This window comes from Mycoplana sp. BE70, assembly GCF_031455855.1.
Taxonomy (GTDB): Bacteria; Pseudomonadota; Alphaproteobacteria; order Rhizobiales; family Rhizobiaceae; genus Mycoplana.
Map to the genome: position 1 here is coordinate 149448 of NZ_JAVDTM010000010.1, position 12884 is coordinate 162331.

General features: G+C 64.8%; 11 protein-coding genes and 1 tRNA gene. 4 read left to right on the top strand and 8 right to left on the bottom strand.

Annotated elements, in window-relative coordinates:
* Positions 1-43 precede the first annotated feature (43 nt).
* Complete coding sequence (locus J2Y48_RS19130; RefSeq protein ID WP_310421151.1) at positions 44-766, top strand: hypothetical protein; 723 nt, start codon at positions 44-46, stop codon at positions 764-766.
* On the opposite strand, the gene dusA is transcribed toward J2Y48_RS19130, so the two are convergent.
* Positions 652-1833: a tRNA dihydrouridine(20/20a) synthase DusA gene (gene dusA, locus J2Y48_RS19135; RefSeq protein WP_310421270.1), complete on the bottom strand. Its 1182-nt coding sequence runs from the start codon at positions 1831-1833 to the stop codon at positions 652-654. The genes J2Y48_RS19130 and dusA overlap by 115 nt on opposite strands.
* Before the next feature lie 299 nt (positions 1834-2132).
* Between dusA and J2Y48_RS19140 the strand changes: the two genes are divergently transcribed.
* Positions 2133-2663: a gamma carbonic anhydrase family protein gene (locus J2Y48_RS19140; protein WP_310421153.1), complete on the top strand. Its 531-nt coding sequence runs from the start codon at positions 2133-2135 to the stop codon at positions 2661-2663.
* Positions 2664-2759: 96 nt separating this feature from the next.
* On the opposite strand, the gene J2Y48_RS19145 is transcribed toward J2Y48_RS19140, so the two are convergent.
* From J2Y48_RS19145 to J2Y48_RS19155, 3 genes are read right to left on the bottom strand one after another with little or no spacing between them, the layout of a single operon-like run.
* The gene (locus J2Y48_RS19145; protein ID WP_310421155.1) at positions 2760-3155 is read right to left on the bottom strand and encodes a Fur family transcriptional regulator; all 396 of its coding nucleotides are present in this window, start codon (positions 3153-3155) and stop codon (positions 2760-2762) included.
* Positions 3152-3985, bottom strand: a complete 834-nt coding sequence (locus J2Y48_RS19150) for a metal ABC transporter permease (RefSeq protein WP_310421157.1) — start codon at positions 3983-3985, stop codon at positions 3152-3154. Before J2Y48_RS19150 ends, J2Y48_RS19145 begins: the two co-directional genes overlap by 4 nt.
* A complete protein-coding gene (locus tag J2Y48_RS19155; RefSeq protein ID WP_310421159.1) occupies positions 3978-4919 on the bottom strand; it encodes a metal ABC transporter ATP-binding protein in 942 nt (313 codons plus the stop codon). Before J2Y48_RS19155 ends, J2Y48_RS19150 begins: the two co-directional genes overlap by 8 nt.
* 100 nt (positions 4920-5019) lie before the next feature.
* On the opposite strand from J2Y48_RS19155, the gene J2Y48_RS19160 reads away from it, so the two are divergent.
* Together J2Y48_RS19160 and J2Y48_RS19165 are read left to right on the top strand one after the other, a co-directional pair.
* On the top strand, positions 5020-5964 hold the full coding sequence (locus J2Y48_RS19160) for a metal ABC transporter solute-binding protein, Zn/Mn family (protein WP_310421161.1): 945 nt from the start codon (positions 5020-5022) through the stop codon (positions 5962-5964).
* A 453-nt stretch (positions 5965-6417) separates the two neighbouring features.
* Positions 6418-8844 (top strand): M10 family metallopeptidase C-terminal domain-containing protein, encoded by a 2427-nt coding sequence (locus tag J2Y48_RS19165; protein ID WP_310421163.1) that lies wholly within the window; start codon positions 6418-6420, stop codon positions 8842-8844.
* A gap of 91 nt (positions 8845-8935) precedes the next feature.
* On the opposite strand, the gene tig is transcribed toward J2Y48_RS19165, so the two are convergent.
* The 4 genes from tig to J2Y48_RS19185 all read right to left on the bottom strand — a co-directional run bounded on the left by tig (position 8936) and on the right by J2Y48_RS19185 (position 12644).
* Positions 8936-10414 carry a trigger factor gene (gene tig, locus J2Y48_RS19170; protein ID WP_310421165.1) on the bottom strand — a complete coding sequence of 493 codons (1479 nt, stop codon included), beginning with the start codon at positions 10412-10414 and terminating at the stop codon, positions 8936-8938.
* Between the two features lie 262 nt (positions 10415-10676).
* Positions 10677-10760 (bottom strand) — tRNA-Leu (locus J2Y48_RS19175).
* 187 nt (positions 10761-10947) lie between these two features.
* Complete coding sequence (locus tag J2Y48_RS19180) at positions 10948-11541, bottom strand: GDYXXLXY domain-containing protein (RefSeq protein WP_310421167.1); 594 nt, start codon at positions 11539-11541, stop codon at positions 10948-10950.
* Entirely contained in the window at positions 11538-12644 is a 1107-nt protein-coding gene (locus J2Y48_RS19185) for a DUF2157 domain-containing protein (RefSeq protein WP_310421169.1), read from the bottom strand. Before J2Y48_RS19185 ends, J2Y48_RS19180 begins: the two co-directional genes overlap by 4 nt.
* Between the last annotated feature and the right edge of the window lie 240 nt (positions 12645-12884).

Below are 12884 nucleotides of genomic sequence, written 5' to 3' on the forward strand. Positions count from 1 at the left end.
GGCACCCGCCCGGCAACGCGGACAGAGGGAAAGGAGCAAGCCCATGCAGACTGCATCTTCCGGCACGCCGGCCCAAATGCCGGCCAGCCGCCTCGACGACGACATCCGGCTGCTCGTCGCGGGCTGCGTCAGCACCCTGCTGCTCTGTCACGAATACGCCTGCCGCTGCCGGCCGTGCCGCCGCGCGCGCGGCTGCGTCATGGTCGGGCGCGACGGCCAGCCGGGCTGCCTGCGCGCGGCGGCGCCCGACCTTCTGGCCCTCCACCGGGCGCTGCTGGCGGAGACGCTCCGGCTGCTCGAGACCATCGCCTTCGCGCCATCGACGCCGGTCGAGCCGCCGAGCCGCGACCCGGACGATCGCGAGTTGCAGGATGCGGCAATGGACCTCGTGCAGGCGCTGCTGCCGCGGCAGGGAAACCTGCGCAACCGCTTTTCCACCCGGCGCCGTCAGCGCGACGCCGTCGCGCGCCCGCCCTTTGCCGGCCGGGACCTGGCGCAATACCGGGACCTGCTGCGCCTCATGCGCGCCAAACGGATCGCGCCCGCGCTGAACGGCGGCCTGCCCGCAAGCCTGCCCCGCCCGCCCGGAAGGCGTGCCGGTGTTCTCGGGGGCCTTCCCCTCGCCGGTTGGCCGGTGGCCGGTGTTGCGCCCTACTCGGCCGCGGCCTTGGCGGCGGCCGCCTCCAGCACCGCCGCGAACGCCGCTGCGATCACCTCCGGCCCCGCCCCCGGCCTGGTGGCGTCGGCCGACAGAATCTGCCGGTAGCGGCGTGCGCCGGGAAACCCCTGGAACAGGCCGACCATGTGGCGGGTGACATGGTTCAGCCGCCCGCCGCCGCCGATCACGCCCGCCGCGTAGTCCATCATCGCGTCGCGCACCCCCTCCCAGAAGGCGGGGTCGGCCGCAGCGGCGGAGTTGGCGGCATTGGGTGCGGCGCGGGCTGCATCCGGCGTATCGAGATCCGTCAGGGCCGCGGCACAATCCCCGGCCGGCACAGCGCCCGCCGACCGCTCCCCATGTGGCGAAGATGCCCTGACAGGGCAGAGGGGGCCAACGCCGCCCGGCAGTGCAAACGCCGCATCCACCCCGACCAGCATGCCGCTGTCCTGGTAGGCGGCGCGGCCGAGCATGGCGCCATCCAGCCCCTCGCCCGGCACGCCGATCTCGGCCACCGCCTGAGAAAGCGTCTGAAGACCGCCGTTCAACCCGATGAAAAGATTTTCGTTCTCCGCCTTCAGCCGCCGCACCAGGCGATACTCGAGCGGCGGGATGTCGCGGTTCTCCTTCGGCGACAACCCCTGCAGCCAGGCCTTGCGCGCATGGACCCAGACGGCGTCGACGCCGGCGGCCTTGACGCGCGAAACGAGGTCGCGCAGCGCCACCTCCGGGTCCTGGTCGTCGACGCCGATGCGGCACTTCACCGTTACCGGAATCTTTACCTGTGCCTTCATCGCCGCGATGCAGTCGGCGACCAGCTGCGGCTCGCGCATCAGGCAAGCCCCAAAGGTGCCGGACTGCACCCGGTCGGACGGGCAGCCGACGTTGAGGTTGATCTCGTCATAGCCGAAGTCTTCGCCGATCCGCCCGGCTTGCGCGAGCTTCTGCGGATCGTTGCCGCCAAGCTGCAGCGCCAGCGGGTGCTCAACCGCGTCGTAGCCCAAGAGCTTGTCGCGATTGCCGCGCAAAATCGCGTCGGCGACGATCATTTCGGTGTACAGCACCGCGTTCTTCGTCAGCTGCCGGGCGAAATGGCGATAATGCCGGTCCGACCAGTCGATCATCGGCGCCGTCGCGAAGATCTTCGTCCCCGTGCTGAGTGCCTGCTGATACATGGTCCGTCCGCGCCCGTTGTGGATATGGTTGCCGTTGCCGCGACCGCCCGCGCCATCGCGCATCGGCTGCCGTCCTGCCCGAAAAATGGTTTCGCGCCGCTCATAGCGCAAGGGGGCCGGAAAAACCACCCTCGCCGCCTTCAAGGCTTGGCCGCGTGCCGCTGGGGGATGTTAGAGTGCGCCGACAGAATCGGACTAGCACTGCAAATGCCGCCCGCCTTCTCCGCGCCGAACAAGTCCCTCTGCCGATCGGGGGTACGGCGGAAAAGGTCCAGGCTCCGTGACCTGAGGAGTTTTCCATGCCGCTCTACGCCCTCGGCAACCACGTCCCCGCCCTGCCCGCCGACGACCGCTGCTGGATCGCGCCGGACGCGCAGGTGATCGGCAAGGTGGTGATCGGCGAGGACGTCGGCATCTGGTTCGGCGCGACCTTACGCGGCGACAACGAGCCGATCACGCTCGGTGCCCGCACCAACATCCAGGAAAACACCGTCATCCACACCGATCCCGGCAAGCCGGTGACGATCGGCGAAGGCTGCACGATCGGCCACGGCGCCATCATCCACGGCTGCACCATCGGCGACAATTCGCTGATCGGCATGGGCGCGACGGTGCTGAACGGCGCGGTGATCGGCAACAACTGCCTCGTCGGCGCCGGTGCGCTGGTGACAGAAGGCAAGGTGTTTCCCGACAACTCGCTGATCGTCGGCTCGCCCGCCCGCGTCGTGCGCACGCTCGACGAGGCCGCGATCGAGGGGCTGAAGACGTCGGCCGAGAGCTACGTCCGCAACTGGAAGCGCTTCAAGGCCGAGCTGCGCCGGCTCGACTAGGAGACGCGTCGGCCGATGCATGTCTCCGATGGGGAACCCGGTTTTGGGACAAAGGCGTGCACGAAGAGAGGCATGGCGCGGAAAGAACGCTCCGCATCAGGCGCAGCCGGTGCAGTGGCCGCGAACCTCGATGGTGGCCTTGCCGGGCCTGAAGCCGTGATCGCGGGCAAAGGCGGCAAGCCGCTCCTCGATCAGGTGGTCGTGGAACTCCGTCACCTTGCCGCAGGCTTCGCAGATGGTGAAGGCGGTCAGGCCGTGCGCGCAGCAGCCCTGATGCGGATGGGCGCAGGCGACGAAGGCGCTGATGCTCTCCAGCCGGTGGACGAGGCCGAACTCCTGCAGCTTGTCGAGGGCCCGGTAGACCTGCAGCGGGGCGCGGAAGCCGTCGTCGCGCAGCTTGTCGAGGATCGTGTAGGCGCTGAGCGGCGCTTCGGAATGGCAGAGCGCGTCGAGCACGAGCGACTGGTTGCGGGTCAGCTGCGGGGTCGTCATCGATCGCTCCCTCCGGTTGGCGCCGTGGTAATGCCGCTGCGTTCGCCGCGCCGCCACGGCAGAAGGCTGGCGAGGAAGACCGCAAGCGCCGCGACGACGATCGACGGCCCGGACGGCGTGTCGAACTTCAACGAACCGAACAGTCCGCCGGCAACTGCGACGGCGCCGAGCAGCGAGGCGAGAATGGCCATGATCTCCGGGCTGGCGGCGAAGCGGCGCGCGGTGGCGGCGGGGATGATCAGCAGCGCGGTGATCAGCAGGATCCCGACGATCTTCATGGCGATGGCGATCACCAGGGCCATCAGCAGCATGAAGGCCAGCCGCGCCCGCTCCGGCTCCAGTCCCTCGGCGGCGGCGAGTTCCGGGTTCACCGTCGAGGCGATCAGCGGCCGCCAGAGATAGATGATCGCGAAGAGAACGAGAATGCCGCCGCCCCAGACGAGGCTGACATCCGCCGGCGTCACCGCGAGAATGTCGCCGAACAGGAAACCGACGAGATCGATCCGCACCCAGGTCATGAACGAGACGATGACGAGTCCGGTCGCAAGCGTCGCATGCGAGAGAATGCCGAGCAGCGCGTCGGTGGACAGCGACCCGCGCCTTTGCAGCAGTAGCAGCACCACCGACACGGTTGCGGCGACGGCGAAGACGCTGACGGTCAGGTTCAGATGGAAGAGCAGCGACAGCGCGACGCCGAGCAGCGCCGAGTGGGCCATCGTGTCGCCGAAATAGGCCATGCGCCGCCAGATGACGAAACAGCCGAGCGGGCCGGTGGTCAGCGCCAGGCCGATGCCGGCAAGCAGGGCGCGGGTGAAGAAGTCGTCAAGCATCGCGCCGCTCCGGCAGATTGTCCCCGCCCGTTGCGGCGGGGTTAGAATGATCCTCTCCGCAGCCGCAGTCCGGCCCGTGCGCGTGCACGATGCGCATCGGTCCGGCGCGTCCGGCGGCGCCGGCGTCCTCGTGATGGTGGCCGTCGCCGGGGTGGCAATGGTCGGTGACGGAGCCGTCCGCGTGCCGCACGCGGCCGTCCGGCAGATGGGTGTGATCGTGATGATGACTGTAGAAAGCCAGCGTCTGGCTGGCCCGCACGCCGAAGAGGCGCAGATATTCCGGGCTCTCGCGCACCGCTTCCGGCGTGCCGCGGCAGCAGACGTGACCATTGAGGCAGATGACGGTATCCGTCTCGGCCATCACGACATGCAAATCGTGGGAAATGAGCAGGATGCCGCAGCCGGTGGTGTTGCGGATCGTCTTGATCAGATCATAGAGCGCGATCTCGCCGGCGAAATCGACTCCCTGCACCGGTTCGTCCAGCACCAGCAGGTCCGGCTTGCGGGCGATCGCGCGCGCCAGCAGGGCGCGCTGGAACTCCCCGCCGGACAGGTGCTGCACTTCGGCCCGGGCGAGATGGCGAATGCCTGTCGCCTCCAGTGCGGCATCGATCTCGCGGCCACGCAGCGACGAGGTCAGCGTCATCAGACGGTCAACCGTTAGTGGCATGGTCCAGTCGATCGCAAGCTTTTGCGGCACATAGCCGACGCGAAGGTTCGGCAAACGTGTCACCTGCCCCTCGTCAGGCCGGGCCACCCCGATGGCCAGCTTGGCCGTCGTCGACTTTCCCGAGCCGTTCGGTCCGATCAGGGTGACGATCTCGCCGCGGGAGATGGAAAAGTCCACCCCGCGCACCAGCCATCGCCCCTGACGGCTCATACCGGCGCCGGACAAGGCGACCAGCGGTGTGGCTTGAACGTTGGTTTGCAGCATGAAATCGTCCGCAGATTGGGTTGCCCTATTGCTATGGCACACGTTATACCATAACGCAACAAATGTAATAACATTACATAACTCAATGGAGACCTTCCCGATGAGGCTTGCGTCCGCTCTGCTCTTTTCGACTGCCATGTTCCTCGGGGCCGCGGGTGCAGCGCGGGCGGACACCCCAAATGTGGTCGTCTCCGTCAAGCCGATCCATTCTCTCGTCGCTTCGATCATGCAGGGCGTCGGCGAACCGAAGCTGATTGTCGAGGGCGCCGCGTCTCCCCATACCTATTCGATGAAGCCGTCCAATGCGGCAGCGCTACAGGACGCGGACATCGTGTTCTGGGTAGGGCATGGTCTCGAAGCCTTCCTCGAAAAGCCGCTACAGGCTTTGGCAAGCGGAGCGACGATCGTCGAACTCGAAGATGCGCCGGGCCTGACGAAACTGAAGTTCCGCGAGGGTGGCGCCTTCGAGACCGACGACCACGCCGGTGAAGACCCTGGTGGGCATGAGCATGCGCACGAAGACGGCTTCGATGCGCATCTTTGGCTGGATCCGATGAACGCCATGGCCATGGCCGCAGCGATCGAAAAGACGCTCTCGACGCAGGATCCGGCGAATGCAGTCACCTATCAGGCAAACCTGTCGGCGCTGAATGCCAACATCGCATCACTCGACAAGGAGGTCGCCGAAACAATCGCTCCAGTGAAGGACAAGCCGTTCATCGTCTTCCACGACGCCTACCAATATTTCGAGCATCGCTACGGCGTGCGTGCCGTCGGCTCGATCACGGTCAGCCCCGAAACGATGCCGGGCGCTGAGCGGCTCTCGCAGATCCGGCAGAAGGTCAGCGAACTCGGCGCCAGCTGCATCTTTGCCGAGCCGCAGTTCGAGCCCAAATTGATCAATGTCGTGATGGAAGGAACACAGGCCAGGTCGGGCGTTCTCGATCCTGAAGGAGCGACGTTGGCGGCGGGCCCAAATCTCTACATCGACTTGATGCGCGCCATGGCAACTTCCTTGAGGCAGTGCCTTGGGTCGGGCAGCTGAATCGCAACTGCGCTCGGCGGCGCGCGCCTGCCGCCGGCCGGCCAGGCATGCGACCGCCCGAGGTTGGCAGGTAGGTCGGCGAAATGGATGCCCGCCGCTTCGCTGCAGGAACGCTGTGGCGCGGACCAACCAAACGCATAGGTTTATTGTAGGCCCACCTAATTTATCGTAGCCTCTGATCTGGTTGCAGCAGTCGGGATGGAGTACGCGGCAAGACTGTACCGCACAAAACCGCTGTGTTCACAACGGAGGAGCAAAGCACGACGCCAGGTGTGCGAAATTCGAGCATCACGATGACCATCGCGCTGGAGGTGCAGCGATAGTGTAGAGTGAGATGGATCATCAGTCCGGGCCGTTGGTTCTAGCGCCCCGCCTCACTCACAAATCTCAACACATATGTGAAGTTCAAACGCCGCCAAGTGTCGTTCTGCGTGCTGCGGCGAAGGAGGAATCATGACCGCCAGAGCGCGACTGCACTCGATATTTTTGGAAACACCGCTGGACAGCGATCCGATTGCCTCTCTTTCCGAGAATTCCTGGCTCAAGACTGCCCTGGCATACCACAGCGAAGGTACGGCGTTTCCTTCGCAGGCGATCCAGGCGCTCTTTGGGACTGCCTTGTCGCCAGTGCTCCAGCAAACGGCGATTGGCCGAACCGCAGAAACGCACAGCGTGGGTGGTTGGTCGGAGGCTACCGCTTACCAAAGCCCCGCCGCCGACCGCTCTGCCACGCAGGAGAATGGCGCAGCGTCCATGACGACGTCGGTGGCCTCTACAGGCAACGCAATTGTCGACGGTCTACTCAGCGGGGTCCGCTGGAATGAGACATCGATCACCTACAGCGACACCGATTCTCCGTCCGACTACCCCTCCGGCTACGTGGTTGATGATGATGCCAACGGGGTCAGCGCCCAGTTTCAAGACTTCTCGCAACTGACAGCTGCGCAAAGGCGCGCCTTCCATGCCGCCCTGGACACGACGCAATATTCGCAGCTTGCCGGTGCGACCGGGCTGTCCGTGGAAGGCTTCACCAAGCTGGACATCAGCTATGCCGGCTCGGGCGCCGGCGGCGCGACGATTCGAGCAGCAAACTCTGGCGATGCCGCCACCGCGTACGCCTTCTATCCCGACAATGATCCGCATGGCGGCGACGCGTTCTACGGCAATGCCTATGACGGAACCTCCAACAGCTTCAAGACTCCGATCGCCGGCAACTATGGATGGCATGGCGTGTTGCATGAGCTTGGGCATGCACTGGGCCTGAAACACGGCCAGGAGGCGGGTGGCCCGGGCGACACCACCCTGCCCGCGGCGTACAATTCGCTGGAATTCAGCGTCATGACCTATCCAAGTTTCATCGGCGACACGACCGATGGCTATGACTACGAACCGTTCGGCGCACCGCAAACATTCATGATGGCCGACATACTCGCCCTGCAGACGATGTACGGCGCCGATTTCACGGCCAATGGTGGTAACACCGTCTATTCCTGGGACCCGTCGAGCGGCAACTTTTATGTCGACGGCGAGCTGGCGATCGCGCCCGGTGCCAACCGGGTTTTCTCGACGATCTGGGACGGAAACGGCATTGATACCTATGACCTTTCCAACTACGCGACACCACTACGGATCAATCTGCAGCCCGGTGCAAGCTCGACCTTTTCGGCCGCCCAGCTCGCCTATCTGGGTGGCGGGCCGAACGACGGCTTTGCCCGCGGCAACGTGTTCAATGCCTTCCAGTTCGAAGGGGATCCGCGCTCCCTGATCGAGAATGCCAATGGCGGCTCGAACAACGACTCCATGACCGGCAATGCCATTGCCAACGTGCTGCGCGGCAATGGCGGTGCCGATCGGCTCGACGGCGGGGCCGGCAACGATACGCTCTATGGCGGCGACGATGACGACACGATCCAGGGCGGATCCGGTGTCGACCGCGCGTTCGGTAACAACGGGAACGATCGCTTCTACATCACCGCCGGTTGGACCGGCGGCGCGGGCGAAAGCTTCAACGGCGGCGCGGGCACAGACACGTTCGACGCGTCGGCGGTGACCACTGCAGGATTCAATGCTTCCATCAACCTCGACACGGGCGAGTTCGCCCCTTCGCAAGGTGGCGGCGGCATAAGCCTCTCCAGCGTCGAAGTCGCCATCTCGGGCGGCGGCAATGACACCCTGACCGGATCGGATGGCGCCAACCGCCTTCGCTCCGGCGACGGCAACGACAAGCTCTGGGGCCTTGCAGCCGATGACTGGCTGATGGGGGATGCCGGCGACGACCTGCTGATCGGCGGTACAGGTGCCGACACGCTCGACGGCGGTGCCGGCCGCGACACGGCGTCCTATGCCCAGGCCGCGCGGGGCGTGACAGCGAGCCTGGCGAATGCTGCGCTCAATGCCGGTGAAGCAGCCGGCGACAGCTTTCGCAATATCGAAAATCTCGTGGGGTCGGCATTCGGCGACCAGCTCTACGGACGATCCGACGCCAACAACATCAGCGGCGGCCGCGGCAACGACCTGATCTCCGGAGCTGGCGGAAACGACCTCCTGACAGGCGGAGCCGGAGCGGACACCTTCCTTTTCAACACCGCGGTCGACGGGACGGCGAATGTGGACAGAATCACCGATTTCTCGGTGCCGAGCGACACGATTCGGTTGGAGAATGCCATCTTCGCCGCGCTCGGGTCCGGTGTGCTGGCCGCATCCGCGTTTCGGGCGAACACCAGCGGGCTGGCCGCGGACGCCTCCGACCACATCATCTACGAGACCGATGCGGGCCGGCTGTTCTACGATTCCAACGGCAATGAGAGCGGCGGGCGCACGCAGTTCGCCTCGCTGTCACCGGGCCTGGAGCTGACGCACCTGGACTTCATGGTGGTCTGACCCGTTCCAGTTCGCCACAATTATCCAGCCCGACAAAGGAAAAGGCCGCCCTGACGGGCGGCCTTTCCAATTCCATCACGATCGCTCGAGATTACTCGGCGCTCTCGTCCGCAGCCTTCTTCTTGGCCGGAGCCTTCTTCTTCGGAGCGGCTTCCTCGCCCTCAGCGGCCTCGGCCTTGGCGGCAGCCTTCTTCTTCGGAGCGGCCTTCTTGCCTTCGGACTTGCCGTCCTCGGCTTCGTCGTCGGCGAGCAGGTCTTCCTTCGAGACGGTCTTGTCCGTCACGGCAACCTGGCCGAGCAGGTGGTCGACGACCTTTTCCTCGAACAGCGGCGCGCGCAGCGATGCGGACGCGCCCGGCGTGTTGCGGAAGTAGTCGAGGATCTGCTTTTCCTGGCCGGGGAACTGGCGCAGCTGCTCAAACAGCGAACGCTGCATTTCCTCGTCCGACACTTCTACGCCGGCCTTCTCGCCGATCTCGGAGAGAACGAGGCCGAGGCGGACGCGACGCTCGGCGAGCTTGCGGTACTCGTCGCGGGCTTCCTCTTCGGTCGTGTCCTCGTCGGCGAAGGTCTTGCCGGCCTGCTGCAGGTCGGTGTTGATCTGGCGCCAGATGTTCTCGAACTCGGCGTCGACCAGGCGCTGCGGCGTGTCGAACTTGTACATCTCGTCCAGCTGGTCGAGGATCTGGCGCTTGACCTTCTGGCGGGTGACCGAACCGAACTGGCCCTCGATCTGGCCGCGAACGACTTCGCGCAGGCGATCGACCGATTCGAGGCCGAGCTTCGTGGCGAGTTCGTCGTCGATCTTCAGCTCGGCCGGAGCGGCGACGTCCTTGACCTTGATGTCGAAGGTGGCTTCCTTGCCGGCGAGATGGGCGGCCGGGTAATCGGCCGGGAAGGTCACGGTGATGACCTTTTCGTCACCAGCCTTGAGACCGACCAGCTGGTCCTCGAAGCCCGGGATGAAGCGGTTGGAACCGATCACCAGCTCGGCGTCCTCGTCCTTGCCGCCGTCGAAGGCTTCGCCGTCGACCTTGCCGAGGTAGTCCATGGTGACGCGGTCGCCGTTTTCGGCCTTGCCCTTCTTGCTTTCGTAGGTGCGGGCGCTCTCGGCGATCTTCAGGATCTGGTCATCGACTTCCTTGTCGGCGATCTCGACGACTTCGCGGGTGACCTTGATGCCGGAAGCGTCCTTCAGCTCGATGGCCGGGATGATCTCGTAGGACAGGGTGAACTCGAAATCCGCCTGGGCGGCCAGGATCTTCTCGGCCTCGGCCTGATCCTCGGTCATGGCGATTTCCGGCTGGGTGGCCGACTTTTCGCCGCGCTCGGACAGAATCGCCGTCGGGCGCTCGCGAATGATCTCGTTGACGAGATCGGCCATGATCGACTTGCCGTAGACCTTCTTCAGGTGGGCGACCGGAACCTTGCCGGGACGGAACCCGTTGATGCGAACGCGATCCTTGGCATCTGCCAGGCGCTCGTTCATCTGAGCTTCCATATCCTTGGCCGGAATGACGACCTTGAGTTCGCGCTTCAGCCCTTCAGCGAGCGTTTCGATTACCTGCATGTTCAAACCTTCGTTTCGATATGGCGGTGCCCCGGCCGGAACCGGTCCTTTGGCGGGCACCCCTCCGGGTCCATTTGCCGGGAGTGGCTTTACTGTTATCGGTGGCCTTTTGGCAAGCAAAATGGCGCTCCCACGCACGATCCGCCCGTCGAATTTGCGTTCGATGGATCCTCATGCGCCAATTCCAGGCCATGCCGCGCCTCCTTCCGAGGCCGGACATCACTCATCGGGCAAGGCGCGGTGTGCCAGGCCTGAGCGCTTCTGGTGCGGGTAGAGAGACTCGAACTCCCACGCTTTTGGCGCTTGGACCTAAACCAAGTGCGTCTACCAATTCCGCCATACCCGCGTTCAGAAAGCCGCATCAGCGGTTTTGCCGTCCGGCGCCCAAGATAGGCGCGCCTCCCGAGCGCGGCGTCTCTATAGCACCCGTTTGGCAGGTATCAAAGCAAAAATGTGACCGCGAAGGCACATGGCGCCGGTTGTCCCACGACGCTGGAAAATCACCGGAAAATCACTCGAAAACCACGGTGATCTCAATAGAGCGGCTCGTCATAGACCGGTTTGCCGTCCAGCAAGATCTGCCGGATCTGCATCCTGCCGGCCGACGACACGCGCGCGGCGACTTCGAGCGCCTGTGCATTCCGAGCCTCCTCGAGCACCCTACCCTCGCCCTCCGGGACGTAGTAGCGCTCGATCCCGTAGGAGACGAAAATCGACTCGGGCACTTCGCCTTCAGCACCGGGATAGTAATCGAACGGCAAGGTGCGCGCGACGACGCTGCCGGGCTGTTCCGGCAGGGAACCGAACGACGCCTGGCTTGCACTCCATAGCTCATCCGCACCGGGCACGAGCCGCACCGCCATCGTCTGGCGCCCGGCCGTCTTCGGCGTCTCGCCAACGATCATCGACCGATCGATCGTCGAGATCGCATAGCCGAGCGTCACGTAATCGCCCCTCAGAAGGTCGCGCGGATCGATCGGCACGGTTTTCAAGCGCACGTCGACGCCGTTCCGCAGAATCGACGCCCGGCTTTCGACCATGTAGCCGAGAACGGCCGTCTGGATCAGGGCCACGAGCACGGCCGCCAGCAAGGGAGAAATGCGCAGGAACGAAACGGGTTTGTTCATTGCCCTGTCTCCATATTGCTGCGGCCGGCGAAACGCCGCTCCAGGCGAATGACGATCCAGGCGATCGCCGCCACCACCAGGCCGGAGATGAGAAAGAACCCGGAAGTCCCGAGAATGGAGCCGAGCGTATCCGACGCCAGGTAGAGCGATTCCACCGCGAAGGCTGCATAGGCGAGATAGCGCACGGCGCCATTGTCGCGTCCGGACAGGGCAATGCCCCCAATGGCCGCGGCCAGTGTCACGATGCCGAGGGCCAGCCGCTCACCGACGCTGTTCGTCTCGAGGTGCAGGATCGCAAGGCCGATCAGCAGCAGCAAGAAGGCATAGAAGGCCGGCGCTGCTCCCGCACTTGCGGCCAGCGGCCGAAGCGGCGATTCCTTAAGCGTGGCCAGCAGGTAACACACGCTGCCAACGCCGGCGATCGTCAAAGCCGTCGTGGGGCTCTCGTACTCTCCATAGAGGAGCAGGACCCACGCCATCATCAGGAGATAGGCGAGATGGCGCGCCCGCGATGCGCCAGTGAAGCGTACGAGACCGATCACGACGAGCGCCATAACGGGCATCAGCCAGAGCAGCAGCCTGTCATCCATGCCGAAGCTGTCGGACCACTCCACGCCGGCCACCACGAAGGCGAGGAAACCACAGACCACCGTGGCCGCGATCGAGCGATAGAGCAAAGCTGCGACCACGGCACCGGCAAACCAGACGAGAGAGGCCTCGGTCGCATCGCCAGAGAGATGGTACATCTGGCCGACGAGCGCGATCGCGCCACCGAAAAGCAAAAGACCAGCGACGAGAACGGCCTCGGACAGACGCAGGGCGTCGCGATTGCGAAGCAAGGCGGCCGCCAGATGGGCAGACCAGATCAGCGCGACGATGCCGATGAGCCTGGCGACGCGCGGGATTGCCTCCCAGTTCGCCGCGATCAGCAGCAGCACCGCACCTCCCAGCAGCAGCGCCGCGATCACCATAAGCACGCGGCCGAGACTGAACGAGCTCTCGCGCTGGTCATACTCGGCCAAAAGCCTGCCGGCCGTCGTCTGGTCGATCAGCCCCTTCTCGGCCCAGACCCCAAGGTCCCGCTCCAATCGTCCCCGATACATCGATGCCCAGTCCTTCCCGATAGCCAAAATTGGCGGCGCTCAGCCGCCTCTAATTGCCGGCCAGACTAGCGCGCAAGCAGCAAACGATACAACTGCAGCGGAAAGCATGGATGGCGCTTTCTTCACCGCAAATTAGGGCCATTCCTTGCTTCAATACCAGTTACAAGCTCATCGCCCCTGCAAGCCTACCGGTGGCATGCACCTGACGCATACCATCCATGCCCATATTGCACTGCACAA